At 70.9% G+C, this 25,910-nt stretch carries 22 protein-coding genes and 1 pseudogene; 12 read left to right on the forward strand and 11 right to left on the reverse strand.

Going from position 1 to position 25,910, the window contains the following annotated elements; translation table 11 throughout:
• Positions 1–72: 72 nt before the first annotated feature.
• The 4 genes from AAHG09_RS21725 to AAHG09_RS21740 all read right to left on the reverse strand — a co-directional run bounded on the left by AAHG09_RS21725 (position 73) and on the right by AAHG09_RS21740 (position 2,923).
• On the reverse strand, positions 73–1,113 hold the full coding sequence (locus AAHG09_RS21725; RefSeq protein ID WP_342109576.1) for a fumarylacetoacetate hydrolase family protein: 1,041 nt from the start codon (positions 1,111–1,113) through the stop codon (positions 73–75).
• Positions 1,114–1,220: 107 nt separating this feature from the next.
• A complete protein-coding gene (locus tag AAHG09_RS21730; RefSeq protein WP_342109577.1) occupies positions 1,221–2,243 on the reverse strand; it encodes an LLM class flavin-dependent oxidoreductase in 1,023 nt (340 codons plus the stop codon).
• Between the two features lie 67 nt (positions 2,244–2,310).
• Positions 2,311–2,646 (reverse strand): type II toxin-antitoxin system RelE/ParE family toxin, encoded by a 336-nt coding sequence (locus AAHG09_RS21735; RefSeq protein ID WP_342109578.1) that lies wholly within the window; start codon positions 2,644–2,646, stop codon positions 2,311–2,313.
• Positions 2,633–2,923: a ribbon-helix-helix domain-containing protein gene (locus tag AAHG09_RS21740; RefSeq protein WP_342109693.1), complete on the reverse strand. Its 291-nt coding sequence runs from the start codon at positions 2,921–2,923 to the stop codon at positions 2,633–2,635. Before AAHG09_RS21740 ends, AAHG09_RS21735 begins: the two co-directional genes overlap by 14 nt.
• Positions 2,924–3,083: 160 nt before the next feature.
• Here AAHG09_RS21740 and AAHG09_RS21745 point away from each other — a divergent pair, with 160 nt between their 5' ends.
• A complete protein-coding gene (locus tag AAHG09_RS21745; RefSeq protein WP_342109579.1) occupies positions 3,084–4,286 on the forward strand; it encodes a pyridoxal phosphate-dependent aminotransferase in 1,203 nt (400 codons plus the stop codon).
• Positions 4,287–4,365: 79 nt separating this feature from the next.
• Here the strand turns inward: AAHG09_RS21745 and AAHG09_RS21750 are convergent.
• Positions 4,366–4,692: pseudogene (locus AAHG09_RS21750) on the reverse strand (type II toxin-antitoxin system PemK/MazF family toxin).
• Positions 4,689–4,910 carry an antitoxin MazE-like protein gene (locus AAHG09_RS21755; protein ID WP_342109580.1) on the reverse strand — a complete coding sequence of 74 codons (222 nt, stop codon included), beginning with the start codon at positions 4,908–4,910 and terminating at the stop codon, positions 4,689–4,691. Before AAHG09_RS21755 ends, AAHG09_RS21750 begins: the two are co-directional and overlap by 4 nt.
• An 88-nt stretch (positions 4,911–4,998) precedes the next feature.
• Here AAHG09_RS21755 and AAHG09_RS21760 point away from each other — a divergent pair, with 88 nt between their 5' ends.
• The 3 genes from AAHG09_RS21760 to AAHG09_RS21770 all read left to right on the forward strand — a co-directional run bounded on the left by AAHG09_RS21760 (position 4,999) and on the right by AAHG09_RS21770 (position 7,718).
• Positions 4,999–5,841 (forward strand): DUF1932 domain-containing protein, encoded by an 843-nt coding sequence (locus AAHG09_RS21760; RefSeq protein ID WP_342109581.1) that lies wholly within the window; start codon positions 4,999–5,001, stop codon positions 5,839–5,841.
• A gap of 414 nt (positions 5,842–6,255) precedes the next feature.
• The gene (locus AAHG09_RS21765; RefSeq protein WP_342109582.1) at positions 6,256–6,624 is read left to right on the forward strand and encodes a hypothetical protein; all 369 of its coding nucleotides are present in this window, start codon (positions 6,256–6,258) and stop codon (positions 6,622–6,624) included.
• Positions 6,625–6,770: 146 nt separating this feature from the next.
• The gene (locus AAHG09_RS21770; protein ID WP_342109583.1) at positions 6,771–7,718 is read left to right on the forward strand and encodes a DMT family transporter; all 948 of its coding nucleotides are present in this window, start codon (positions 6,771–6,773) and stop codon (positions 7,716–7,718) included.
• A gap of 19 nt (positions 7,719–7,737) precedes the next feature.
• Here the strand turns inward: AAHG09_RS21770 and AAHG09_RS21775 are convergent, their stop codons facing one another.
• On the reverse strand, positions 7,738–8,007 hold the full coding sequence (locus AAHG09_RS21775; protein WP_342109584.1) for a hypothetical protein: 270 nt from the start codon (positions 8,005–8,007) through the stop codon (positions 7,738–7,740).
• Positions 8,008–8,343: 336 nt separating this feature from the next.
• Here AAHG09_RS21775 and ileS point away from each other — a divergent pair, with 336 nt between their 5' ends.
• The 5 genes from ileS to AAHG09_RS21800 all read left to right on the forward strand — a co-directional run bounded on the left by ileS (position 8,344) and on the right by AAHG09_RS21800 (position 15,811).
• Positions 8,344–11,310, forward strand: coding sequence for an isoleucine--tRNA ligase (gene ileS / locus AAHG09_RS21780; RefSeq protein WP_342109585.1), 2,967 nt, complete (start codon positions 8,344–8,346; stop codon positions 11,308–11,310).
• Positions 11,311–11,509: 199 nt separating this feature from the next.
• The gene (lspA, locus tag AAHG09_RS21785) at positions 11,510–12,022 is read left to right on the forward strand and encodes a signal peptidase II (RefSeq protein WP_342109586.1); all 513 of its coding nucleotides are present in this window, start codon (positions 11,510–11,512) and stop codon (positions 12,020–12,022) included.
• Between the two features lie 160 nt (positions 12,023–12,182).
• Complete coding sequence (locus AAHG09_RS21790) at positions 12,183–12,845, forward strand: hypothetical protein (protein ID WP_342109587.1); 663 nt, start codon at positions 12,183–12,185, stop codon at positions 12,843–12,845.
• Between the two features lie 159 nt (positions 12,846–13,004).
• Complete coding sequence (locus AAHG09_RS21795) at positions 13,005–14,414, forward strand: M16 family metallopeptidase (protein WP_342109588.1); 1,410 nt, start codon at positions 13,005–13,007, stop codon at positions 14,412–14,414.
• A 104-nt stretch (positions 14,415–14,518) separates the two neighbouring features.
• Positions 14,519–15,811: a M16 family metallopeptidase gene (locus tag AAHG09_RS21800; protein ID WP_342109589.1), complete on the forward strand. Its 1,293-nt coding sequence runs from the start codon at positions 14,519–14,521 to the stop codon at positions 15,809–15,811.
• Positions 15,812–16,172: 361 nt separating this feature from the next.
• Here AAHG09_RS21800 and AAHG09_RS21805 read toward each other — a convergent pair whose 3' ends face one another.
• Together AAHG09_RS21805 and AAHG09_RS21810 are read right to left on the reverse strand one after the other, a co-directional pair.
• Complete coding sequence (locus tag AAHG09_RS21805) at positions 16,173–16,493, reverse strand: HigA family addiction module antitoxin (RefSeq protein WP_342109590.1); 321 nt, start codon at positions 16,491–16,493, stop codon at positions 16,173–16,175.
• A 36-nt stretch (positions 16,494–16,529) separates the two neighbouring features.
• Entirely contained in the window at positions 16,530–16,814 is a 285-nt protein-coding gene (locus AAHG09_RS21810; protein WP_342109591.1) for a type II toxin-antitoxin system RelE/ParE family toxin, read from the reverse strand.
• A 155-nt stretch (positions 16,815–16,969) separates the two neighbouring features.
• On the opposite strand from AAHG09_RS21810, the gene AAHG09_RS21815 reads away from it, so the two are divergent.
• Together AAHG09_RS21815 and AAHG09_RS21820 are read left to right on the forward strand one after the other, a co-directional pair.
• A complete protein-coding gene (locus AAHG09_RS21815; RefSeq protein WP_342109592.1) occupies positions 16,970–17,920 on the forward strand; it encodes a ring-cleaving dioxygenase in 951 nt (316 codons plus the stop codon).
• A 275-nt stretch (positions 17,921–18,195) separates the two neighbouring features.
• A complete protein-coding gene (locus AAHG09_RS21820) occupies positions 18,196–18,969 on the forward strand; it encodes a ferredoxin--NADP reductase (protein WP_342109593.1) in 774 nt (257 codons plus the stop codon).
• An 18-nt stretch (positions 18,970–18,987) separates the two neighbouring features.
• Here the strand turns inward: AAHG09_RS21820 and AAHG09_RS21825 are convergent, their stop codons facing one another.
• Positions 18,988–19,293, reverse strand: coding sequence for a helix-turn-helix domain-containing protein (locus tag AAHG09_RS21825; protein ID WP_342109594.1), 306 nt, complete (start codon positions 19,291–19,293; stop codon positions 18,988–18,990).
• Between the two features lie 1,198 nt (positions 19,294–20,491).
• On the opposite strand from AAHG09_RS21825, the gene AAHG09_RS21830 reads away from it, so the two are divergent.
• Positions 20,492–22,096, forward strand: coding sequence for a TROVE domain-containing protein (locus AAHG09_RS21830; protein WP_342109595.1), 1,605 nt, complete (start codon positions 20,492–20,494; stop codon positions 22,094–22,096).
• A 204-nt stretch (positions 22,097–22,300) separates the two neighbouring features.
• Here AAHG09_RS21830 and AAHG09_RS21835 read toward each other — a convergent pair whose 3' ends face one another.
• A complete protein-coding gene (locus AAHG09_RS21835) occupies positions 22,301–25,744 on the reverse strand; it encodes a hypothetical protein (RefSeq protein WP_412760072.1) in 3,444 nt (1,147 codons plus the stop codon).
• Positions 25,745–25,910 lie beyond the last annotated feature (166 nt).

Below are 25,910 nucleotides of genomic sequence, written 5' to 3' on the forward strand. Positions count from 1 at the left end.
CGCACGGGAGAGGGGGCCGGTCGCTTGCCGCGCCCGTGTAGGCGCAGCGGACCGCGCCGTCGCGCAACGCGATCAGACCAGCCTGAAGCGCAACTCCCCGAGCCCTTCCAGCTCCGACACCACCTCGTCGCCGGGCTTCAGCCACGCCCGGTCCTTGCGCGGCGTCTTCTCGTCGAAGATCACCCCCTGCGGCGTGCCCGTGTAGAAGATGTCGCCTGGCCTGAGCGTCATCACCTTGGACGCGAAGCTGATCAGCTGGCGGCAATTGAAGATCATGTCGTTGGTGCTCCAATCCTGGCGCACCTGGCCGTTGACCAGCGTCTTGAGCTTGAGGTTGTTCGGGTCCTTCACCCGGTCGGCGGTCACCAGATAGGGGCCGAGCGGCGCGAATCCGTCCGAGGTCTTGCCGATCATGAACTGCGAGGTCAGCGTCTGGAGGTCCCGGGCGCTGAAATCGTTGCCCGTGCAGTAGCCGGCGAGATAGTCGAGGGCGTCCGCTTCGGAGACGTTCCGGCACTCGCGGCCGAACACCATCACCAGCTCGGTCTCGTAGTCGAATTCCCGCGCCGCCTGGGTCGGCAGCGTGATCGTGCCGCCATGGTGGTTCAGGGCGTTGTTGTACTTGTTGAACAGCGGCGGGTCCTTGGGGATCGGTGTGCCGGTCTCCTCCGCGTGGTGGCGGTAGTTGAAGCCCATCATGATGATCTTCTCGGGCCGCGTGACCACCGGCGCGTAGGCGATGCCGGATTCCGCCAGCACGAAGCGCCCGTCGGGGGCGGCCTCGACCGCGTCGATCAGGGCGCGCAGGGCCGGGCCGCGCCCGTTCTGGAGGAGGTCGTCCATGTCGGCGGGGACCGGCATCCCGAGCGCCCGGCCGGCGGCGGCGACGTCGAGGACGCCGTCCTTCGTCTTCACGCCCAGGGCGTAGCCGTCGCTGCGGCGCATGTTGAGGAGGACCATGTCGCGGGGCATGCCGACGGGTGGTGCCGCCGCAGGCGCGGTATTGGGCGCGGTCTTCGGAGCCGCCGTGCGCTCCTCGGCGGCCCGGGCCGGCGCCGCGGCGGCGGCAAGGCCCGCGGCAGTAGCGGTCAGGAATTCGCGTCGGTTGCCCATGCTGCTTCTCCTCCGGTCGGCCCGTCTGGTCGCGGGCGTGAACCGGGGGGAGCCTGCACGGCCGGCGCCGCCGCCGCCAGCACCCGCGGCGGGCGGCGGGTGACGGCTCAGGCCGCCTGTGAGGTCGCGCCGAGGCCCCAGACCTGCGCCAGCAGCGCGTAGGATTCGTGGCGTGCCGCCTGATCGGGGATGGCCGAGACGATCATCAGCTCGTCGGCCTGCGTCCGCCGGATGATGTCGGCGAGCTGCGCCCGCAGGGTTTCGGGGCCGCCGACATGCAGGCGGTCACGGCCGCGCGCGATCTGCATCCGCTCCAAGTCCGAATACGGATAGGCCAGCGCCTCGGCGAGGCTCGGCAGCGGCCGGTACTCGCCGCGCTCCCGACGCAGCGTCGCCAAGCGAGCGCTGGCCGCCAAGCGCTCGGCCTCCGCATCCGTGGCGGCGCAGATCGCCGCCACCGCCAGGATCGCGTGGGGTTGCGTGCCGAGCCGCGTCGGCTGGAACCGGTTCCGGTAATCCAGCATCGGCGGCTCGGCCGGCATGCCGGAGAAGTGCTGCGCGAAGCCGAAGCCGCAGCCGATCTCGGCGGCGAGCCGGGCGCTGTAATCGGAGGAGCCGAGCAGGAAGATCGGCGGTAGCGGGACGTCCGCCGGGCTCGCCGTGATCCGGGCGAACGGGTGCCCCTCCGGGAAGCCGCCGTCCCAGAACAGCAATTCCTGCAGGCGGTCGAGGAAGTCGTCCCCGCCCTCCCCCGGGGCTTCCCGGCGGCGCAGCGCCCGCGCGGTGAGGCCGTCCGTGCCGGGCGCCCGGCCGAGGCCGAGATCGATCCGGCCCGGGAACAGGGCCTCCAGCACGCGGAAGCGCTCGGCCACCATCAGCGGCGCGTGGTTCGGCAGCATGATCCCGCCCGAGCCGACCCGCAGGTTGCGGGTCGCGGCGGCGATCTGGCCGATCATGATCTCGGGGGCGGGGCTCGCGACGTTGGGGAGCGCGTGATGCTCGGCCAGCCAGTAGCGCCGGTAGCCGAGGCCGTCGACGTGCCGGGCGAGCGCCAGGGTGTCGTGCAGCGCCTGCGCCGGGGTCGAGTCGGCGCTGACGAAGGAGAGGTCGAGGACGGAGAGCGGTGTCATGCCGGGAGAGATGGGGGTGTGAGCCGGCCGGCGCGAGGGCATGGCGATCCGCACCCGTCCAGACGCGTCATGGTGCGGGTTCATCGTCCGGACGAGCGGTCTGATACAGCGCCTCGAAATCGCGGCCGCCGTAGAACACGTTGGTGATCGTCACCCGGTCGGCTTCGACCCGATAGGCGATGACGGCGGATCGCTCGAACGGCACGGTTCGGAGGCCCGGTTCCAGATCGTGGCGCGGGCGCCTGCCACGGGGCGCATCGCCGATGCGCTCACACCGGCTGACGAGCCTGTCCAGAAATTGGCCGGCTACGTTCGGATCGCGGCTCGCATCATAGACCCAGCGATAGATCTGAAGCAGGTCGGTCTCGGCTTCCGCTCCGAAGACGACCTCAACGGGCTGCATCCTGGTGAGCCTTGAGAGTCTGGGCATGCAGGGCGTCGATGTGCGCCTCGACCTCCTCGATGCTCAACGAAGGCCGCGGATCGTCCAACGATCGCCGGATGCGCGCGCGGATGTCATCGAGCCGCTCGGCCGTCTCCCGGCGCTGGCGTTGCAGGGCGTGCACGGCCTCGTCGAGCAGGGCGTCCACCGAAGCGTACTCGCCGGCCTCGACGCTCTCGCGCACGGCCCGGAGCGTGTCCGGCGCCAGGGTGATGCTGATGGTCTCGCCCATCGGCAGGGTCTTTCGTTTCATCACGACTCGCGCGAGCATAGCAGAAAACGGGGTCCCGCGCGCCGCCGCGGCGTCTCACGCTTGCCGGCTCACCGTCCCGGGCCTAGGGTCCGCCGCGCCGCGAAGAGGCGGCGCCCGACCTCGAAAATCCGGAGCACCGAACGCCATGGCCTTCCTCGCCGACGTCCTCTCGCGGGTGAAGCCGTCCGCGACCATCGTAATGACCCAGAAGGCCCGGGACCTGAAGGCCTCCGGCGTCGACGTCATCAGCCTGTCGGTGGGCGAGCCGGATTTCGACACGCCCGAGCACATCAAGCAGGCGGCGATCGAGGCGATCCACCGCAACGAGACCCGCTACCCGCCGGTCTCCGGCATCGTGCCCCTGCGCGAGGCGATCGTGCGCAAGTTCAAGCGCGAGAACGGGCTCGACTACAAGGTCTCGCAGACCATCGTGGGCACCGGCGGCAAGCAGGTGCTGTACAACGCGTTCCTGGCCACCCTGAACCCGGGCGACGAGGTGGTGATCCCCCGCCCCTACTGGGTGTCCTACCCGGAGATGGTCGGCCTGTGCGGCGGCACGCCGGTCTTCGCCGACACCGACATGGACCATGGCTTCAAGCTCCAGCCGGAGGAGCTCGACCGGGTCCTGACGCCGAAGACCAAGTGGATCGTCCTCAACTCGCCCTCGAACCCGTCGGGGGCCGCCTATTCCCGCGCCGAGATGAAGGCGCTGACCGACGTGCTGCTGCGCTATCCGGACGTGCACATTCTCACCGACGACATCTACGAGCACCTGACCTACGGCGACTTCGAATTCGTCACGCCGGCCCAGGTCGAGCCGCAGCTGATCGAGCGGACGCTGACCATGAACGGCGTCTCGAAGGGCTACGCCATGACCGGCTGGCGGATCGGCTACGCGGCGGGGCCGGAGAAGCTCATCAAGGCGATGGACTTCGTCCAGGGCCAGCAGACGTCGGGCGCCAGCACGATCGCGCAATGGGCCGCGGTGGCCGCCCTCGACGGGCCGCAGGATCACTTGGCGAAGTTCCGCGCGGCCTTCCAGGGCCGGCGCGACCTCGTCGTGTCGATGCTCAACCAGACCAACGGCCTGACCTGCCCGACGCCGGAGGGGGCGTTCTACGTCTACCCGTCCTGCGCGGCGCTGATCGGCAAGACCACGGAAGCCGGCAAGACGATCGAGACCGACGAGGATTTCGTCACGGAACTGCTCCAGGCCGAGGGCGTGGCGGCGGTCCACGGCTCGGCCTTCGGGCTCGGGCCGAACCTGCGCATCTCCTACGCCACTTCGAACGCGGTGCTGGAGGAGGCCTGCCGGCGCATCCAGCGGTTCTGCGGCTCGCTGCGGTAGGAGCAGGAGCCCTGCTGTCGGTCATCCCGCGGAGCGTTCCACGCCCGCGGGATCGAGCGTGCGGAACCAGATCGCTGTATCAGTCGGCAAGGCCGAGCACGATGGCGAGCATCCGGCTCAGGGCTGCGAGGGTGTCGCGTTCAAGTCGGCCGATGAGGGCACCGCATTTCGCCCGTGGCAGCGCGATAACTTTGTCGACCATGATCTGCGAAGTGCTGCGCAAGCCGTTGGCGGGGCTCGGCTCGACGGTCAGCCGGAAGAGCGGTGCGTCGCGGAGCGTGCTCGTGATGAGGCAGACAAGGATGCTATCGGTCCCTGTGAGTCAGTCGGATTGCACGACGACGGCAGGACGCGGCTTGCCGTAAGCCCCTGGCGGGGAGACGGTGACGATGTCACCGCGCGTCACGGTTCGGGCCAGTCGAACGCGGATTCGATGAAGTCGAGAGCTTCGGCTTCCTCGGGGGCCCCCCTCAGAATTGCGGCTTGCCGGGCGGCCTCCTCGATGAAGTCCGGCCTCGCCGGATCAGGCACCCAGAGGCATATGAGCTTCATGCCGTCGCGTTGCGGCACGCGGCGATAGCGCAAGTTCTTCGGCGACCCTTCCCTTGGCTTGGTCTGAGTCATGGGCGGGGAATCCGATCGTTTGGCATCCTGGGCTCTGCCGGCCCTGCTGACTACTATGGTGGGATCACGTGCCTTGGAGAGTCTCGCCATGCCCACCATCGCGGTGATCGCCCCCGGCGCCATGGGCAGCGCCATCGGGGCTCGGCTTGCCGAGCACGGCGCCCGCGTCCTGACCTCCCTCGACGGGCGCGGGGCGGCGAGCCGCGCCCGGGCCGAGGCCGCCGGCATGGTCCACGCCGCGGATTCCGACCTCGCCGCCGCAGATCTCCTGCTCTCGATCGTGCCGCCCGCCGACGCGGAGGACTTGGTCCGAAGGCTCGCGCCGGCCCTAGCGGCGGCCCCGAAAAAGCCGGTCTATATCGACGCCAACGCGGTCAGCCCGGAGACGCTCGGACGCATCGCAGAGATCGTCGCGGCCACCGGCGCGCCGTTCCTCGACGGGGCGATCCTCGGCCTGCCGCCGAAGCCCGGCACGAAGGGGCCGCGCGTCTACGTCTCCGGGGCCGACACCGCCCCGGCGCTGGTCCTGAGCGACCTCGGCCTCGACCTGCGTGTCTGTCCCGGCGAGGTCGGCGCGGCTTCCAGCCTCAAGATGAGCTATGCCGGCCTCAACAAGGGTCTCACCGCGCTCGCCGCGATCATGATCCTGGCCGCCGAGCGCGCCGGGGCCGGCGCGGCTTTGCTCGCCGAACTCGCCGAAAACGACCCGTCGCTCCTCGCCCGCTTCGCCAAGGGCCTGCCCGACATGGCACCCAAGGCCTATCGCTGGGCCCCCGAGATGGGGGAGATCGCCGATTTCCTCGGGCCGGACGCGGCCGGCCGTCAGGTCTTCACCGGCTATGCCGCCCTCTACCGGCACCTCGCCGCGGAGGCGGGGGAGGCCGACAGCGCCGCGCTGATACGCTTCGCCGCGGAGGCCGCGGCGCGCTGATCGCCGCGGGGGCCCTCGAAACGGCCTCGCCTCTGTTGCCGGCTCGACTGTCACCCTCTACACGGGCTGTCCCCGGCCGCCGATGCGCCTGAAGGTTTCGCGAGCCCGCTCGGGCCTGCATGGCAGCGGGGTCGGCAGTGACGGGATGGTCCGGACCAGTTCTCTGGGCCGCTCCTGTGAGGCTCAGTGGGCCGAGTCGCTGCAGGAGTGTCGGGCACGCGGGGAACAGGAACCGCGGATCCGGCGCAAGGCCCACATATCGCCCGCTCCCGATCCCCCGCCACAGGATGCATCTGACCCGTTCCGGGACGGTGCCGCCCCACCCGATTGCGGGTTCGTTCACGCTCCCGCGCGATGATGCAGCGGGGCCGGGGATCCGGTCCGGCGTAACCGCGTTCATTCGGGCCTGAGACCATGCGAGCCCTGCTCACCAGCGGAATCAAGGCGATCCTGGCGGTCGCCGCGCTCTCCACCGCCGCCCACTGGACCCTGCGCGTGCAGCGGGACTCCGCCATCTCGGTCGCCGCGGCCGCTGTGCCCGATCCGGTCGCCACGGGATCGATCGCGCCGCGCCGGGTCGAGCCTCCGCTCGCGGCCGCGAGCCTGGCGCCCGCCCCGGCGGTCCCGGCCCCTGCCGCCGGCCCCGGCCCGGCTTCGGGGCTCGACCAGAGCCATCTCGCCGCCCTGATGGCGGGTGCGGCGCCGCCCAGGAAAGCCGCCAAGCCGGCGGCCAAGGCCACCACCAAGACCGCCTCGGTCGAGAAGGCTGCGGCCAAGCACTGATCCGCGGGCTGAGCCGCCCCGGCGCGGGGACCGTGCCGGCACCGGCGCGGGGACCGTGCCGGCTGCATGGTTCCCCTGCGCGCCGGCCGATACCCGGACAGGCCCGAGCGTGGCAGGAGTGTCGGCCTCCACGAGGTTTGGCAGGCATGGGCACGCGGCTCGCGACATCCGTTACCGATGACAGCGCGCGCGCCGCCCCGGAGGCCGATTTGGCGGGACGGCGGCGGCTCGTCGGCATCGCGCTGATGTGCGGGGCGGTGGCGTTCTTCGCCGGGCTCGATGCCTGCGCCAAGACCCTGGCGCGGGGCGGCGTCGATCCGCTGGTCACCACCTTCATGCGCTACGCGGCGAGCGTCGCCATGATCTCACTGTTCATCAACCCGGTGCGCACCCCGGGCGTGGTCAAGAGCCGGCGCCTGCCGCTGCAGATCATCCGCTCGCTGCTGCTCTTCGCCTCGACGGCGCTCAACTTCCTCGCCCTGCGCTACCTGCAGATGGCCGAGACAATCTCCATCCAGTTCGCCGCGCCGCTCACCGTGGCTTTGCTCGCGGGGCCGCTGCTCGGCGAGTGGTCGTCGCGGGCGCGGCTGATGGCGATCGGCGTCGGCTTTCTCGGCGTGCTGGTGATCGTCCGGCCCGGCGTCGGCGGGATGCATCCGGCCGCTCTGCTCTGCGTCGCCAACGTGATCGTCTACGCCTTCTACGCGATCATCACGCGCAAGCTCGCGGCCTACGATTCGACCGCCACGACCATGTTCTACACGGGGCTCGCGGGCCTCGGTCTGATGGCCCCGCTCCTGCCCTGGATCTGGACGAACCCGGCCAACCTGACCCACTGGGCGCTGCTCATCGGCGTCGCGCTGTTCGGGACGCTCGGCCACTGGCTGCTGGTGCTGGCCCATGCCCGCGCACCGGCCAACGTGCTGTCGCCGTTCATCTACACGCAGCTGCTCTGGTCGGTGACCTTCGGCTTCCTGCTGTTCGGCGACCTGCCGAGCCGCTGGACCGTGGCGGGCGCCATGATCGTGGTCGGCTCGGGGCTCTACCTCCTGGCGCAGGAGACGATCCGCCGGGAGGCGCGGCCGGCCGCCTGAGGCGACCGGCCCTGTCGGCTTAGCGGCCCGTCCGCTCCCGGCGCTCCATCCGCTCCTCGCGTCGATCCTCGCGGGCGCGGCGGGCCGGATCCGGATCGGTGCCGAGCACGCCGCCGACCGTGCCGGTGGCCGCGCCAACGGCGCCGCCGACGACACCGCCCACCGGGCCGGCCGCCGCGGCCCCGTCCTCGGCGCCGCGCTGGGCGCCACGCGCCGTCCCCTGAGCCTGCGCGGCGCCCGCGAAGGCGATGGGCGCAAGGGCGAGGGTCGTGATCAGAAGCTTCTTCATAGGGCTACTCCCGGGCTTGGATCTGGGTCGGCTCCGCGCCGCCTCGGCGGACGGAGGGTGTGGTGGTCAACGATCCAGGCGCCGATTGGTCCCATCCCAGGTCACGGGCGCGTGATCCGCGCTGCCGCTGGCCTCGGGCCGGGGCGGCTGATAGAGAACGCTTCATGCCCGCTTCGCGCGCCCTGCGCGGCGTCCGCCGCCCGATTCGAATTACCGGCCCGGCCTCCGCCTGAGGGCCCGCTCTAGCGTGGCCGCGCGGAGGTCCGGGATCCTCCTGCCGCCCGCCCCGATTCCGCCGGCCCGACGCTGCCGGCCCGACCGCCGATGCGAGATCCGATGACCACCCCCGAGACCGCGCCCGCCCGCGACTATTCCAAGACCCTGTTCCTGCCGCAGACCGAGTTCCCGATGCGCGCCGGCCTGCCGGTCCGTGAGCCGCTCTTCCTCGAGCGCTGGAAGCAGATGGACCTCTACGGCAAGCTGCGCGCCCGCGGGGAGGGCCGGCCGAAATTCGTGCTGCACGACGGCCCGCCCTACGCCAACGGCAACATCCACATCGGCACGGCGCTCAACAAGATCCTCAAGGACGTGGTGGTGCGCTCGCAGGGGGCCCTCGGCTTCGACGCCAATTACGTCCCGGGCTGGGACTGCCACGGCCTGCCGATCGAGTGGAAGATCGAGGAGCAGTACCGCGCCAAGGGCCGCAACAAGGACGACGTGCCGGTGATCGAGTTCCGGCAGGAATGCCGGACCTTCGCGGCCCAGTGGCTCGACGTGCAGCGGGAGGAATTCAAGCGGCTCGGCGTCACCGGCGACTGGGACCATCCCTACGCCACCATGGCGTACCCGGCGGAAGCCGTGATCGCCGACGAGCTGATGAAGTTCTCGATGAGCGGCCAGCTCTACCGGGGCTCGAAGCCGGTGATGTGGTCGGTGGTGGAGAAGACCGCGCTCGCTGAAGCCGAGGTCGAGTACGAGGAGCACGTCAGCGACACGATTTTCTGTGCGTTTCCGATCGTGTCCGGCGCCGAGGGTGACCTCGCCCAGGCCCGGGTGGTGATCTGGACCACGACGCCGTGGACGATCCCCGGCAACCGCGCCGTCGCCTACTCCAAGAAGATCGCCTACGGCCTGTACCGGGTCACGGAGGCGCCGGCCGACAACTGGGCGGTGCCCGGCCAGACCTATGTGCTCGCCGACAGCCTCGCCGCCACGGTGTCCAAGGCCGCCCGGGTCGAGGCGTTCGAGCGCGTCGGCGACGTGCGCCCGGAGGTGCTCGCCGGTCTCGCCCTGGCTCATCCCCTTGCGGCGCTCGGCTACGGCTTCGCGGTGCCGATGCTCGACGGCGACCACGTCACCGACGAGTCCGGCACGGGCTTCGTCCACACGGCCCCGGGTCACGGCCGCGAGGATTTCGAGCTCTGGATGGCGAGCGGCCGCCTGCTCGCCGAGCGCGGCATCGACCCGACCATCCCCTACACGGTGGATGCCGACGGCGCGCTGACCAAGGCCGCGCCGGGCTTCGAGGGCAAGCGCGTCCTCACCGACAAGGGCGAGAAGGGCGACGCCAACAAGGCGGTCATCGCGGCGCTGACCGAGGCGGGGGCGCTCGTCGCCCGCGGGGTGCTGCGCCACCAGTACCCGCATTCCTGGCGCTCCAAGAAGCCGGTGATCTTCCGCAACACGCCGCAGTGGTTCATCGCCATGGACCGGCCTGTCGATTCGCTCGGCAACCGGTCCCTGCGTGAGGTGGCGCTCCAGGGCATCGACGACACCCAGTGGGTGCCGACCCAGGGCAAGAACCGGATCACCGGCATGGTCGCCAACCGGCCGGACTGGGTGGTGTCGCGCCAGCGCGCCTGGGGCGTGCCGATCACCGTGTTCGTCCATCGGGAGACGGGCGAGATCCTGAGGGACGCGGCCGTCAACGCCCGCATCCGCGACGCCTTCGCGGCCGAGGGGGCCGATGCGTGGTTCCGGGACGAGGCCGCCGCGCGCTTCCTCGCCCCCGAGCACGACCCGGCCGCCTACGAGAAGGTCACCGACGTCCTCGACGTCTGGTTCGATTCGGGCTCGACCCACGCCTTCGTGCTGGACGATCCCGAGGCTTTCCCGGGCCTCGCAGGCGTCACCCGCATCCGTGACGGCGGGCAGGACCGGGTCATGTACCTGGAGGGGTCCGACCAGCACCGCGGCTGGTTCCAGTCCTCGCTCCTCGAATCCTCCGGCACCCGCGGCCGGGCGCCCTACGACATCGTCCTGACCCACGGCTTCGTGCTCGACGGCAAGGGCCTGAAGATGTCGAAGTCGAAGGGCAACGTCGTCGCGCCGCAGAGCGTCATCAAGGATTCGGGCGCCGACATCCTGCGCCTGTGGGTCGCGGCCTCCGACTACACCGACGACCTGCGCATCGGCCCGGAGATCATCAAGACGTTTGCCGAGACCTACCGGAAGCTCAGGAATTCCCTGCGCTGGATGCTGGGCTCCCTCGCCCACCGGGTCCCGGGCGAAGACGTGGCGTACGAAGAGATGCCGGAGCTGGAGCGGCTGATCCTGCACCGGCTGGCCGAGCTCGACGGCGAGATCCGCGAGGCCTACGCGACCTTCGACACCAAGCGGGTGGTGGCGCTGCTCAACGGCTTCATGACCGGCGACCTGTCGTCCTTCTACTTCGACGTGCGCAAGGACGCCCTGTACTGCGATCCCGTCTCCTCGGTGCGCCGCCGGGCGGCCCTGCAGGTGATCGACGAGGCCTTCCGGCGGGCGGCGATCTGGCTCGCCCCGGTGCTCGCCTTCACGGCCGAGGAGGCGTGGCTCGAGCGCTACCCGTCCGAGGACGGCTCGGTGCATCTCCAGACCCTGCCGGAGACCCCGGCCGCCTGGCTCGACCCCGCCCTCGCGGAGCGCTGGCAAAAAATCCGGCGGGTGCGGCGGGTGGTGACCGGTGCCCTGGAGATCGAGCGTGCGGCTAAGCGCATCGGCGCGAGCCTGGAGGCGGCCCCGCAGGTCCACGTGGCGGATCCGGAGCTTCTGGCGGCGCTGGAAGGCTGCGATTTCGCCGATACCTGCATCACGTCCGCCATCACCGTGGTGGCGGGCGAGGGCCCGGCGGACGCCTTCCGGCTCGACGAGGTGCGCGGCGTCGCCGTGGTGCCGAGCCCGGCCGAGGGGCGCAAATGCGCCCGCTCCTGGCGGGTCAGCCCGGAGGTGGGCGGCGATCCGGACTATCCGGACGTGACCCCCCGCGACGCCCAGGCCCTGCGCGAGTGGGACGCGGCGCATCCGGAGGCGAGCGCGGCGTGATCATCCCCGCTACATCTCCCTCCCCCCTCTGCGGGGGAGGGTGGCCCCCGAAGGGGGTCGGGAGAGGGGAGCGACGGTGCCGGAGGGGTCGCGCCGGGCGCCGAAACCCGCATCGTCGCGCTGCCCCTCTCCCCCCCTGCTTCGCAGGGTACCCTCCCCCGCAGAGGGGGGAGGGAGACGCGCGCCTCGTTGCCCGCCTATGACTCCCTTCCGCGCCGGCCTCACGGCCCTCTTCCTCACCCTCCTCCTCGACCAAGCCTCCAAGCTCGGCCTGTATTTCGGCACCGACCTCGTCCTCACCCAGCCCTGGCGGCTCACGCCCTTCGCCGACTTCGTGGTGGTGTGGAACCGGGGTGTCTCCTACGGCCTGTTCCAGCAGGAGGGCGGGCTCGGGCGCTGGCTGCTCGTCGCCCTGTCGCTCGCGGCCGCTCTGGGCCTCGGGCTCTGGATGCGCCGGGCGGGCTCGCGGCTCCTCGGGACCGCCCTCGGGCTGATCGTCGGCGGGGCGCTCGGCAACGCCATCGACCGGGCGGTCTACGGGGCGGTGTTCGACTTCGTCCATCTGCATGCCGGCCAATGGTCCTGGTACGTGTTCAATGTCGCCGACGCGGCGATCGTGGCCGGCGTCATCGGCCTGATCCTCGACAGCTTGTTCCCGGCCGGCCGGCGCCAGGGGGAAACCGCGCCCGGCGACCCGGCGGCGCGCCTGTGATGCACGCACCACAGCGGCCGGGCGACAGCCTCGCGCGAGCCTGCCGTGGTCAAGGCGCCATACGATCGCCGGAAACCGGTCTCAGGCCGGGACCCGTCGGATCAGGCCGCGCCGCGGCCGTCCCCGAGCCGGACTCCCCGGCCGGAACCCGTGAGGCAGCATGACCGGGCATCGCAGGCTTCGACTCCTCCTCCCCGCCGCGTTCGCCCTGACGCCGCTGCTGTCGGTCGGCGCCCAGGCGCAGGAGCGCGGCGAGTTCATGCGCGATGCCCTGTCGGGCATCGGCCTCCTGGAGAAGCGCCAGGACCCGATCGACTATCACGAGCGCCCGCCCCTGGTGATGCCGCCCAAGCTCGACGGCAAGGCCCTGCCCCAGCCCCGGGCCCGGTCCACCAGCACCGCGTGGCCGAAGGATCCCGAGATCGTCGAGCGCGAGCGCGCGGCGGTTGAGCGGCGCAACCCCAGGGGTACCCAGGCCCGGGGCCGCTACGACGACAACAACGCCACGCTCTCCGTGGATGAGATGCGCAACGGCCGCCGGGCCGGGGCGAGCCTGACCACCGAGGCCGAGCGCAAGCCCGGCGACAACAACCGCGACGACAGCCTGCTCAGCCCGTTCGACCTGCTCAAGGGCAAGAGCGCCAACGCGGAGCCCTCCGACGTGGAACCGAGCCGCGACGTGCTGACGGATCCGCCGACCGGCTACCGGCAGTCGCCCAAGAAGCTGGCGCGCCCCCCGTCGAGCGACCCGATCAACAATGCCAGCCGCGAGAAGGAGGAGTCCGATCCCAGGGCCTACCTCCGTCAGCGCGCGCAGCAGTAACCGGAACGCCGTGTCGCTGTTGCAACGGCGCCACGGCATGGCAACATGAGATGATCGTCCCGGTGCGGTTCTTGCGCGCCGGCGACCCAGACGGCCCCGATCCGCACAGGCGTTCCGACGCGCGGCGTCGGGTGACGGGGCCGGCAGAAGGAAAGCGGAATGCACCTGTTCAGGAAGGCGACGCCCCCCCTCTTCCCGCAGCGTCCGGGCTCGGCCTACGGCGCCAGCGCCGGCCGGGGCGATGCCGCGCCGTTCGGGCGGTCCGAGGCGGGCGGGCCCGAGGTGACGGCCTTCACCCTCGACAACGGCCTCGACGTCGTGGTCGTGCCCGACCACCGGGCGCCCGTCGCCACCCACATGATCTGGTACCGCAACGGCTCGGCCGATGATCCGCTCGGCCAGTCGGGCATCGCCCACTTCCTCGAGCACCTGATGTTCAAGGGCACCGAGACGCACCCGGTCGGCGCCTTCTCGAAGGCGGTGTCGGGCCTCGGCGGCCAGGAGAACGCCTTCACCAGCTACGACTACACCGCCTATTTCCAGCGGGTCGCCCGGGATCACCTCGGCACCATGATGGAATTCGAGGCCGACCGGATGAGCGGCCTCGTCCTCGACGACGCCGTCGTGGCGCCGGAGCGCGACGTGGTGCTGGAGGAGCGGCGCATGCGGGTCGAGACCGACCCGTCCGCCCAGCTCTCCGAGGCGATGGCGGCCGGCCTGTTCGTGCATCACCCCTACGGCATCCCGATCATTGGCTGGATGCACGAGATCGAGGGGCTGAACCGCGAGCACGCGCTGGCCTACTACAAGCGCTTCTACACGCCCGAGAACGCCATCCTGGTGGTGGCGGGCGACGTGACCCCGGACGAGGTCCGCCGTCTCGCCGAGACCACCTACGGCCGCGTGACGCCCCAGGGCGCCCGGCCCGAGCGTGTCCGGGCCCGAGAGCCGGAGCCGAAGGCGCTCCGCCGCGTCGCGGTGGCCGACCCGAAGGTCGAGCAGCCGACCCTGCAGCGGCTCTACCTGACCCCCTCCTGCATCACCGCCCGGGACGGCGGCTGCCACGATCTCGAGCTGCTGGCCGAGGTTCTGGGCGGCGGCTCGACCTCCTACCTCTACCGCAAGCTGGTCATGGAGACCGGCCTCGCGGTCAATGCCGGCGCCTGGTACATGGGCTCGGCGATCGACGACACCCGCTTCTCCGTCTACGCGGTGCCGGCCGAGGGCGTGCCCCTGGAGAAGCTGGAGGAGGCCGTCGACAAGGTGCTGCGCCGCGCCCCCGCGGAGGCGCTGGACGCCGAGGCGATCGAGCGGGCCAAGACCCGCCTCGTGGCCGAGACGGTCTATTCCTCCGACAGCCAGTCGTCGCTGGCGCGGATCTACGGCTCGGCATTGGCGATCGGCGAGACCATCGAGGAGGTCCGCCGCTGGCCGACCGACATCGAGGCGGTGACGCAGGACCGCCTGAAGAACGCCGCCGAGCGCTGGCTGACCCCGGCCCGCTCGATCACCGGCTACCTGACGAAGGCGCAGGATCCCGACGCCCCGGTCGCGATGGCCGCCGAGTAACCCCGGCTGCGTCCCGGCGGCCCCGCACGGGGCCGCGACGGGGCGTGCCGCCCGGGAGCCTTGGCCCGCTCCGCCGTCGCCCGAGATAGAGATACGAGGTTCCCATGAGCTTGACCGAGACCCTGGTCGAGACCGCAACCCCCGCCAGTTCGCCCACCACGGCGCTGCCGGTCGTGACCGCCCCCGGCATCGAGGCGTGGCACGTCGAATCGCCCGTCGTGCCGCTGATCGCCCTCGCCTTCACCTTCGAGGGCGGCGCCGCGCAGGACCCGGCCGGCAAGTCGGGCTGCGCGCAGATGCTGGCGCGGCTCCTCGACGAGGGCGCGGGCGACCTGACCTCCGACCTGTTCCAGGAGCGGCTGGCCGCCCGGGCGATCGAGCTGTCCTTCCATGCCGGGCCGGACGCGATCGGCGGCTCGCTGAAGATGCTGGTCAAGCACGCCGACGAGGCGATCGGGCTCCTGGCCCTGGCCCTGGCCAAGCCCCGCTTCGACCCGGACGCGATCGAGCGTGTGCGCGGCCAGGTCATCGCCGGCCTGCGCTACCAGCAGAACGATCCGGGGGTGCTGGCCTCCCGCCGCTTCTTCAAGGAGGCGTTCGCCGGCCACCCCTATGCGCGCCCCTCCTCCGGAACGGTCGAGAGCGTCACGGCGATCACCCGGGACGACCTCCTGGCGATGCATGCCCGCATCATCGGGCGCGGCCGGGTGAAGGTCGCGGCGGTCGGTGCGATCGGCGCCGAGCAGCTCGCCGAGGGTCTGAACCGCGCCTTCGGGGCGCTGCCGGAGGCCGGTGAGCTCAAGGCGGTGCCGCGCACCGAGGTGCAGGATCTCGGCCGGCGCATCGTGGTCGATCTCGACGTGCCGCAATCGGTGATCCGGTTCGGCATGGCGGGCGTGCCCTGGCGGGATCCGGACTTCATCCCGGCCTACGTGCTGAATCACATCCTGGGCGGCGGCGCCTTCACGTCGCGCCTGTTCCAGGAGGTGCGCGAGAAGCGCGGTCTGGCCTACTCGGTGGGGACTTCGCTGGTCAGCCACCGCTCGGCCGCGATGACCTGGGGCTACACCGCCACCAAGAACGAGCGTGTCGGCGAGGCGCTGTCGGTGATCGGCGACGAGATCGGCCGGCTGATCACGGACGGGCCGGACGACGACGAGTTGCAGAAGGCCAAGGACTACCTCACCGGCTCCTACGCGCTCGGCTTCGACACCTCGACCAAGATCGCCCACCAGCTGGTGCAGATCGCCTTCGAGGAGCTGGGCATGGACTACATCGCCCGCCGCAACGCCCTGGTGGGGGCCGTGACGCAGGCCGATATCCGCCGCGCCGCCGCGCGGACCTTCGCGGACGGCCGGATGCTGGTGGTGGCCGCGGGGCGGCCGGTCGGGCTCTGAGGGCTGCACCACTTTTCTCGGGCGGCGATCGGTGCATACCGAAGGCATGACCGACCTCTTGGATCGGGCGATGAAAACCGCCCGTGCACTGTCGCCCGAGATGCAGGATGAGATTGCTCGCCTCGTGCTGGCCTATGCGGGCCGGGACGAGGCGGTGGTCGAACTGACAGCTGATGAAGTCGCCGATCTCGTCGCGGCGCAGGCCGAGAGGATGCGCGGGGATGCGCGGGGACTTCGCGACGGCGGCCGAAGTCGAGGCCGTCCTGTCCAAGTATCGCCTTCGAAGCTGCTTTTTCAGCGGCGCGCCTTGCAGCAGATCGACCGCGCCCTGAGCCACATCGACTATTCTGCGTCGCTATCGTCAAGCCGCCTCTCTCGTCAGAGGCGCGATCCGCTCGATCTCCGGACCGAGGGTCTGGCTCAGCGTATCCAGTTCGAACTGGCGTTGCAGGTTGAGCCAGAACTCCGCGCTCGTTCCGAAATAGCGGCCGAGGCGAAGGGCCGTATCGGTGGAGATCCCGATCTGCTCGGCGGCGATCCGCTCGATCCGGGTGCGCGGAACGTGGCAGGCGCGCGCGACCGACCCGGCGGACAATCCTAAAGGAATCAGGAAGTCTTCCCGCAGAACCTCACCGGGATGCAGCGGCGGCAGGACGACATCGGTTTCGTAGGCGATGGCCATGGACTTATCTCCAGAGGAGCGGGGCAGTGCCCCTGGTCAGTGGTAATCAACGATCTCAACCTCGGCCGGTCCTGTGTCAGTCCAGCGGAAGCAGATCCTGAATTGATCGTTGATCCAGATGGCGTGCTGTCCGCTGCGATCTTTCATAAGCGGATGAAGCCTGTTGCCAGGCGGGACTTTGAGGTCGTCGAGCGAGGTGGCCGCATGAATCTGACGCAGCTTACGCCGGGCGGTACCGAGGATCGCCGCGGGTAGACCCTTCGGATGACGTCCGTGGAAGACAGCCTCCGTCGCCGCGTTCGCAAAACTCTCAATCGACATCTTGGACGCTCATGGACAGCGTCAATGTATCACGCAATGATACGACTCGATCAAGGGCATACGGGATCTGCCGCCGGAGCCTAGGATGGCTCTACTCTCGCAACCCGGACCCCAATCCCCACCTGTGCCAGATCGGCGCGAACCCTGAGACACCCATGCAGCTCACCGGCATCCACCACCTCACCGCGGTGACCGCCCGCGCGGCGGAAAACGTCGCGTTCTACACCGGCACGCTGGGCCTGCGCCTCGTCAAGAAGACCGTGAACCAGGACGACGTCTCGGCCTACCACCTGTTCTACGCGGACGGTCTGGCGAGCCCGGGGACCGACATCACCTTCTTCGACTGGCCGGCGCCCCGGGAGCGGCGGGGCTCGAACAGCATCACCCGGACGCATCTGCGCGTCCCCGGAGAGGCTGCCGTGGCGTGGTGGCACGCGCGCCTGCGCGAGGCCGGGATCGTGGAGGCCGAGCCCGTCCTGCGGGACGGGCGCCTCACCCTGGATTTCGAGGATCCCGAGGGGCAGCGCCTCGCCCTGGTCGATGATGGCGGAACCGGGCCGGAGCATCCCTGGGCCGGCTCGCCGGTGCCGGCCGCCTACCAGATCCGCGGCCTCGGGCCGATCCGGCTCTCGGTGCCGGATCTCGGCCGCACCGCCGCCGTGCTGACCCAAGTGCTGGGCATGCGTCGCGACCGGGCGTTCCAGACGGCGGACGGACCGGTCGAGGTCTACGCCATGGGCCCCGGCGGACCGGCCGCCGAGATTCAGCTCCTGACCGACCCCTCCGCGCCGGCCCGGCAGGGCGCCGGGGCGGTGCATCACGTCGCCTTCCGCATCCCGGACGCCGATTACGGGGCCTGGGCCGATCGGCTCCGGGCCGCCCGGGTGCCGACCAGCGGCCCGGTCGACCGCTACTATTTCCGCAGCCTCTATTTCCGCGAGCCGAACGGCATCCTGTTCGAGATCGCCACGGACGGGCCCGGCTTCACCGCAGACGAGCCGCTGGAGACCCTGGGCGAAGCCCTCGCCCTGCCGCCGTTCCTCGAACCGCGCCGGGCCGAGATCGAGGCCGGCCTGAAGCCGTTGCGTCCCGGCCCCGTGGCGTGAGCGTCGCAGTCGGCGGCAACCCTCCCATGTCCGCGGCGCGGCTGTGCCGGGTCCGCGAAGACGCTAAATCTTTGAACGATTCCAGGCCGTTCACTTCTTTCGCGGGTGTGATCCCGTCGCGCCTTGACGGGCGTGCTGCAACTGCGAAAGAAGCAGCGCGCATATGTTTGATATCCGGATCCCGGCGGGCCGTCTCGCAAGGATCCGCCCCCGTCCGATGGGACGGCGGGGATCTGCCGAACCGGGCATCAGAGGATTCGAGGACTGATCCGTCGATGAGCAAGTTCTACGAGGAGCGCGTCCTGTCGGTCCATCACTGGACCGACAACCTGTTCTCGTTCCGCACGACCCGTGATCCGGCGTTCCGCTTCCGCAACGGCGAGTTCACCATGATCGGCCTGGAGGTCGAGGGCCGGCCGCTGCTGCGCGCCTATTCGGTGGTCTCGGCCAATTACGAGGAGGAGCTGGAGTTCTTCTCGATCAAGGTCCAGGACGGGCCGCTGACCTCCAAGCTCCAGCACCTCAAGGTCGGCGATCCGATCATCATCGGCAAGAAGCCGACCGGCACCCTGGTGCTCGACAATCTGCTGCCCGGCCGGCACCTCTACCTGCTCGGCACCGGCACGGGGCTGGCGCCGTTCCTGTCGATCATCAAGGATCCGGAGACCTACGAACGGTTCGAGAAGGTCGTGCTGGTCCACGGCTGCCGGCAGGTGCAGGAACTCGCCTACGGCGAGACCATCACGGAGACGCTGCCGAAGCATGAGTTCCTGGGCGAGATGATCGCGAACCAGCTGATCTACTACCCGACCGTGACCCGCGAGCCGTTCCGCAATCGCGGCCGGATCACCGACCTGATGGTCTCGGGCAAGTTGTTCGCGGATATCGGCCTGCCGGAGATGTCGATCGAGAACGACCGCTTCATGCTCTGCGGCAGCCCCGACATGATCCGCGACACCCGGGAACTCCTGACCTCCCGCGGCTACGAGGAGGGCAACCACGGCGAGGCGGCCCACTACGTGATCGAGAAGGCCTTCGTCGAGAAGTAGTTTTCTTGGGACTTGGCTTCAGCCCGGTGCGGTCCGCCGCGCCGGGCTTTTTCGTGCCGATGCCGGCTCGGGTGCCGGCTCGGCACCAGCCCGCTCGATGGGGCGCAGGAGCACGCCGTATCCGTCCTGATCGTCGCCGAAGAACCGGACCCCCTCCCCTTCCAGGACGGTGCGGATCGCCTCCAGGGTCCGGTTGCGGGGTTGGACCTGATCGCTCTCGATCATGTTCAGGGTGACGGCGGAGACTGCGGCGCGGCTCGCCAGAACCCCTTGCGTCCACTTGAGGAGTCCGCGACCGGCGCGGATCTGGGCCGAAGTGATCATGCGGCGGTCATCGCGCAAACTGAAAGAATCTTCAAGTTTCCCGTTGACGGCAGCGAAGCGCAGCCGTATCACCCCCGCCATCGGCCTGCCGGGCCGGTGATCTGAGGTTATCGCATCACCCCCGACCCTTACGGCTTTCGGGCCAAGGGGATGATAAGGCTAGTCCGCCTCGATCGTTCATGACCGGCAGACCGTTAACGTTCACCGGCGCGGGCCGGAGACGCTCGGTTATCCTTGTACCGGACCATCCCGAGCCGTCATCGGCATGCCCGCGTCACCCGAAGCCCCGTTTGGACGGAGCATGGCATGAGACAGCACGACGGCATTGGCGTCGCGGCGTTTGCCCGTCCCGGGCTGATGCGGCCATCGAGGCCGTATCCTGGGGACCTCGGCCTCAGAGGCTGAAGGCGGGCGCGGCCGCCAGGTCGCTCATCAGACATCCCTGTACGATCCTTCGAAGGCCCTGCGGGCCGACAGGGGACGGTTATCGGTATGAGCGCCGCGGGCTCGCCCCGTGGAGGCTGCGGATTCGAATTCCGTCGAGGCCGCAAGGTCTCGGAGCTCAGCAACCCGTCCCCGACACCATGACCGCAGGGCGCCGCGAAACCGATCGTGCGCGGATCCTGGCCAACGATGCGGGCCGGAGAGGAACGGTTACCTCGATAAGGCGTGTGTCGCGGGTTCGAATCCCGCCGGGTTGTGAGACCTGTAGCTCAGCGGGTAGAGCACCGAACACCGTTCCTCACACCACGACCGCATCGCCCGGACACGGGCCGGAAGGCGAAGGTTCTCGATAATCCGAAGGGTGCGGGTGCAAGGCCTGTAGCTCACGCGGAGCATCGGACAAACCCTTCGCCGCCGCCGGCCCGGGACGAGGACCGGATCGACCGGCGGGAACACGGCCGTGCGGGCCGAAAGGAACGGGTTATCTGGAGAAACGGGTTCGAATCCCGCAGGCCGCGAGGCCTGCCGCTCGGGCGGCGTGAGCCACCCCTCCGGCGCGAGCCGGGAGCGTCACCCCGTTCCAAACCCATGACCGCACGGCCGTCCGCCGGCCCCTGACGACACGCGATTTCGGCCGCCCGGGCGGGCGGAGGACGGCGCATGCCCGCTCCTCCGCGTGTCTGCGCGCGCCGTCACGAGCCACCGGCCCGCGAGGGGCCGCGCTGGAGAGAGGAGAGAACGAGAGGAGCCCGCCATGACGAAACTTGCACAGATGTTCCGGCTCCGCGCCACCCCGCAGGCGGAGCCGATTCCCGGCACCGTGCCGAACGCCGCCGGAGGCCATGCCTTCGCGGTCAGCGACTGGACCCGGCTCGACCGGTTCCTGATCCTCGGCTCCGAGGGCGGTTCGTACTACGCGAGCCCGCGCGCGCTGACCGTCGAGAACGCGGTCGCCGTGCAGCGCTGCATCGCGGCGGACGGCGCCCGGGCGGTCGCCACCATCGTGGCGGTGAGCGAGGCGGGCCGGGCTCCGAAGCAGGACCCGGCGATCTTCGCCCTCGCGCTCGCGGCGGCGTCCCCGGATCTGGCGACGCGCCGGGCGGCGCTCGCGGCCCTGCCGCGCGTCTGTCGGACCGGCACGCACCTGTTCCAGTTCGCCGACGCCGTCGAGGCGATGCGCGGCTGGGGCCGGGGCCTGCGCCGGGCGGTCGGCGGCTGGTACTGCGCCAAGCCGGTGGAGGCCCTGGCCTTCCAGGCGGTGAAGTATCGGGCGCGCCAGGGCTGGTCGCACCGCGACCTCCTGCGGCTGGCCCATCCGGAGACGGATGAGCCGGCCCGGAAGGCGCTGTTCGACTGGATCTGCCGCGGCACCGTGACCGAGGCTGCCCCCGAAATCGTCCACGCCTTCGCGCAGGTGCAGGCGGAGGGCGTCGACGGGGCGGTGGCCGCCGCCCTGGTGCGCGCGCACGGCCTGCCCTGGGAGGCGCTGCCGACCGGGCTGATGACGAGCCCAGCGGTGAACGAGGCCCTGATCGCGCGGATGCCGGTCGGTACCCTCGTGCGCCAGCTCGGCCGCCTGACCGCCGCGGGGGTGCTCGCGCCCTTCTCGGAGGCCACGGAGCACGTCCGGGCGGTGCTGTCGGATCGGGAGCGCATCCTCCGGGCGCGCCTCCACCCGATGGCGCTGCTGCTGGCCCTCAAGACCTACGCCTCCGGGCACGGTCAGCGGGGCAAGCGCGCCTGGGAGCCGGTCGACGCGATCGTCGAGGCGCTGAACGCCGCGTTCTACACGGCGTTCAGCGCGGTCGAGCCGACCGGCAAGCGGCTGGTCCTGGCGCTGGACGTGTCGGGGTCGATGGGCGGCAGCTGGGTCGCGGGCTCGACGCTCACGGCCCGGGAGGCCGCCGCCGCGATGGCGCTCGTCACCGCGGCGACCGAGGAGCGCTGGCAGGTGCTCGGCTTCACGGCCGAGGCCGGCCGGGCCTGGAACCAGGGGAGCGCGCTGACGCCGCTGACGATCGGGCCGTCGATGCGGCTCGATCAGGCGGTGCGGGCGACCGCCGACCTGCCGTTCGGCGCCACCGACTGCGCCCTGCCGATGCGCTGGGCGCTGGAGCGGGGCGTCAAGGCCGACGCGTTCGTGGTCTACACGGACTCGGAGACCTGGGCGGGGCCGGTCCACCCGGTCCAGGCGCTGCGGGCGTACCGGGAGAAGACCGGGATCCCGGCGAAGCTGGTTGTCGTGGGGCTCGTCTCCAACGGCTTCAGCATCGCCGACCCGGAGGATCCCGGCATGCTCGACGTGGTCGGCTTCGACGCGGCGGCGCCGGCCGTGATCGCGGATTTCATCCGCGGGTGAGAGGGGCGGCGGGCGGCTCTTCCGGGCTGCCCGCCCCTGACCTGACGGGGTTCCGGTCTGTCGACTCGCGATGGGCGTGTCACGGGTTTCCGAAGGGCAACGCCCTTCGGTGGGTCGTCAGGGCGAAGCTCGACATCGAGCGAAGCTCGACAACAGGGCTCTGCCCTGCACCCGCGAAAGGGCTCGCCCTTTCGAAACCAGACTCTACTGCGGCACCGCCTGCATCCCGTCGGCGAAGGGGCCGCCCCCGGCGCTGAACAGCTTGCGCAGGAAGCCCGGGGCGATGGCCGAGAGCGGGTTCACGCTCACGTCCGGGGAGGCGAGCTTGCCGGAGACGCGGAAGTTGACGGCGAACAGGCCCTCGTTGTGGCCGCCGCCCAGCAGGGGCCCGAGCAGGGGCAATTGCGCGGCGACGTTGTTCAGCCCGTAGAGCGGCACGAAGGTGCCGTCGATCAGGGTGCGCTCCTGCCCGGTATCGAGCCAGCCCGACAGGGTGAAGCCCATGGCGGCGTTGGAGATCGCCGCGTCGCTGAAGGCGACCCGGGTGCCCGTGCGGACGAAGTTGGCGCGCATCCGGTCGAAGGTGACGTCGCCGGCCGCCCGGCCCGGGGCGACCCGGCGGCCGCGGGCGGCGTCGGTGTCGGCCGGCTCTGGTCCCTGCGCCATGATGCTCGACAAAGCCGGCTCGTTGCGCAGGGTGAAGTCGCGGATCTGCACGACGCCGGCCTGCGGGCCGTCGTTGAGGCCGATCCCGGCATTGAGCCGCCCGCCATGCATCCGCCGGTAGATGTCGACGAAGCGGAGCGTCGCGCCGGCATCGGCCGAATCCACCGCCAGCGTCGGCACGCCGCGCTCGCCCCGGGTGACGGAGGCCGCGAAGGGCGCCGCGCGGAAGCGACCGCTGATGGTGGCGGCCCGCAAAGTCTTGCCGTGCAGCGACAGCCGCAGGTTGGCGCCGGTCAGCGCCTCCTCGTTGAAGCCCGTGACGATCGGCACCTGGATGTCGGCGTCGATATCCTTCGGGTTCGTGTCCTTCGTGTCCTTGCCCTTCCCGTCCGGTCCGCCGAGCGACTTCAGGAACGGGCGGGCATCCACCACCGCGCCCCGGACCACCACCTTGTAGCCGCTGCCGGTCCGGTCGAGGCCGACGCGCAGGTCGTCGCCGGGCGAGAGCTTGAAGTTCGTCAGATCGGCCCGCTCCAGGCCGCCCTCGGGCGTGATCAAGACGGTGCCGCGGGCCTGCGCCGGGGCCGCATCGAAGGCGAAGTCGCGCAGTTCGAGCCCCTGGCCGCCATCCACGAGGGTGAAGGTCAGCCGCCCCGGCTTGCCGGCTTGCTTCGTCAGCCCCGGGAGCAGCCCGTCGATCCCCGCCTTGGCGAGATCCGCCTCGACCCGGATCGGCGGCTTGCCGGTCCCGGGCCGGCCGATCGGCACCACGGCGCGGACCGGGATCGTGCCGGTGAGCTGCGGCGCGGTCGGCAGGCCCTTGCGGCCCCGGACCGCGTCGTCGAGGGCGAGGTTGACCACGGCCTCGCCCGGCTGGCCGACCTTCGGCTGGCGCAGGTCCACGGAGATCGGGGCGCCCGCGACCCGGCCATCGCCCTTCAGGGTGAAGGCGCCGCGGTCGTACGACAGGGAGAAGCGGCCCGCCTCCAGCCGGTCCTTGCCCATGACCTTGTCGACCGCGAGATCGCCCAGCGTGCCGGTCAGGGTCAGCGGCAGGTCGGGCAGGTCGGGGATGTGCTTGAGGTCGAGGGGGAAATCGACCCGCAGGTCGGCGCTGCCCTTGATCGTGGCCGGGTCGAGATCGACGCTCATCACGCTCTTGAACAGCTTGGCCTGGAGCACCGAGGCCATGCCGTCGGCACCCCCGGTGAGCCGCATGCCGATCTGCGCCACCACCCGGTCGGGGGTGATCTGCGGGATGACGAAGCTGCCGTCCGTGATCGTCAGCCCGCGCCCGTCCGGCCCGTGGACCTCGGCGGTCACGTTGCGCACCGTGGTCGAGCGCCCGGTGATCGTTCCGACGACGTTGCCCTTGGTCACGGGCGGCGCATCGGCCGTGACGTCGATCGCCGCGTCCGAGACGTGGAAGTCGATATGGACCGCGTCGTCCGGCGCCGGCTCGCCCCGGGTGGCGGCGGCCAGGACCGTCCCGGACATTTTCACCCGGATGTCGACCGAATCGACGCGGCCGCGCCGGAGCTGGTCCACCAGATAGGTCCGGGCCGGCGGCGCGATATGCTCCGGCCAGAGGCGCAGGCCCGTCCGGACCTCGCCGTCATGGCCGACGATGTGGAGGTTGAGGCCGCCGTCGTCGGCCGTGGTGCCGATCGTCCCGGTGATCGTCCCGGTCACGCCCGGGGCGGCGAGATTGAGCGCGTCGATTGCGATGCCACCGTCGCGGCCGGAGAGCTGCGCGTCCAGGGCGTCGATCTTCACCGGCGCGTCCTTCGGCGTCGCCCCGCGCAGGGTGGCGTCCCGGCTCGTGAGCGTCGCCGTCCAGGCCGTGGCGGCGTCCGCCGGGCTGCCGGTCCAGGCACCGGTCAGGTGCACGGCGTTGCCGGCCCCGCGGTAATCCAGGCCGGTCAGCGCCATCACGCGGCCGGCCTCGTCCCAGTTCAGAGTCGCGTCGAGGCTTTCGACCGTGACGGGGTTGAAGTCCTTCTCCTCGATCAGGAAGGTGCCGTCGCCGGTATGAACCTTGGCGGTCATCGTCTTGATGCGCCCGGCCGCGAGGCTCACGTCGGCGCGGGCCGAGACCTTGAGGTCGGTGGTCAGCGGCAGGCCCGACTGGCCCGAGAGCAGCAGCAGGTCGGTGACCGGCAGGTCGTCGAGGGTGATGACGCCCGAGCGCTCCTGGCCCTCGCCCCCGTCGCGCAGGGCGCCGCCGAACCGCCACTCGCCGTGCGGCCCGTCGAGCCGCAGCTCGAAGGTGCGTGTGCCGTTGGCAGGATCGCGTCCGAACAGGCCGTTGACCCGGGCGAAGACCGCACGCTCGCGGCCGTCGTCGTCGATCAGGCGCAGGCGCGCATCGGTGATCCGGGCCCGGTCGAGGGCGCCGACCACGCCGCTCGAATCGAGCACGACCCCGAAGATCGACGCGAGGGCGGCCGAGAGCGGCGACACGCTGCCCCGGACCGCGTCGACGCTCGGCGGCGTGTGCGGCTGGATGTCGACCGGGTGATTGGCCTCCGAGGCCGCGAACGCGATGGAGCCGTCCCGGTGCAGCAGCGCGGTGGTCTGCGTCTCGCGGAACTCGATGGAGCGCGGCTGCAGGTTGAGCCGGAGCAGCCCCCAGAGGTCGAGGCTGACGAGGGCCAGGGGCGCGCGCACCACGAGGTCGCCCTGCGGGTTGCGGATGTCGAGGCCGGAGAAGCGCAGGCTCAGGGCGTTCTCGCGGTCGATCTCGAGGCTGCTGCCGCGGATGCCGATGCTCCAGCCCGGGCCGATCCGCTCGGCCACGGCGGCGGCGACGCGGCGCGACAGGCCATCGATCTGCAGAGGCCCGTTCGACAGGCGCAGGGCCACGAGGCCGATCCCGGCGCCGAGGACCAGCACCAGGGCGAGCGCGCTCACGAGGCAGAAGCCCCCTACGCGCCGTGCCCTCCCGCGGGGCCTGCGTGCCGACGTCGTCTCGTCCGCCATCGGGACCCTTGTTGCGGGAATTGTGGCCCGCAGAGCCCGCAGGCTCCGCGGCCGGTGGATCGAAGCGCGTCCGCGCTTTACAGCGGCCGCGACTCCGGTTTTGGCTCGGGCGTGCGCGGCGCGTTTGCGTGGTGCCGGGCACGGGATCGGTTGCACATCATCAATC

This window comes from Methylobacterium guangdongense (assembly GCF_038442355.1).
Classification (GTDB): Bacteria; Pseudomonadota; Alphaproteobacteria; order Rhizobiales; family Beijerinckiaceae; genus Methylobacterium; species Methylobacterium guangdongense.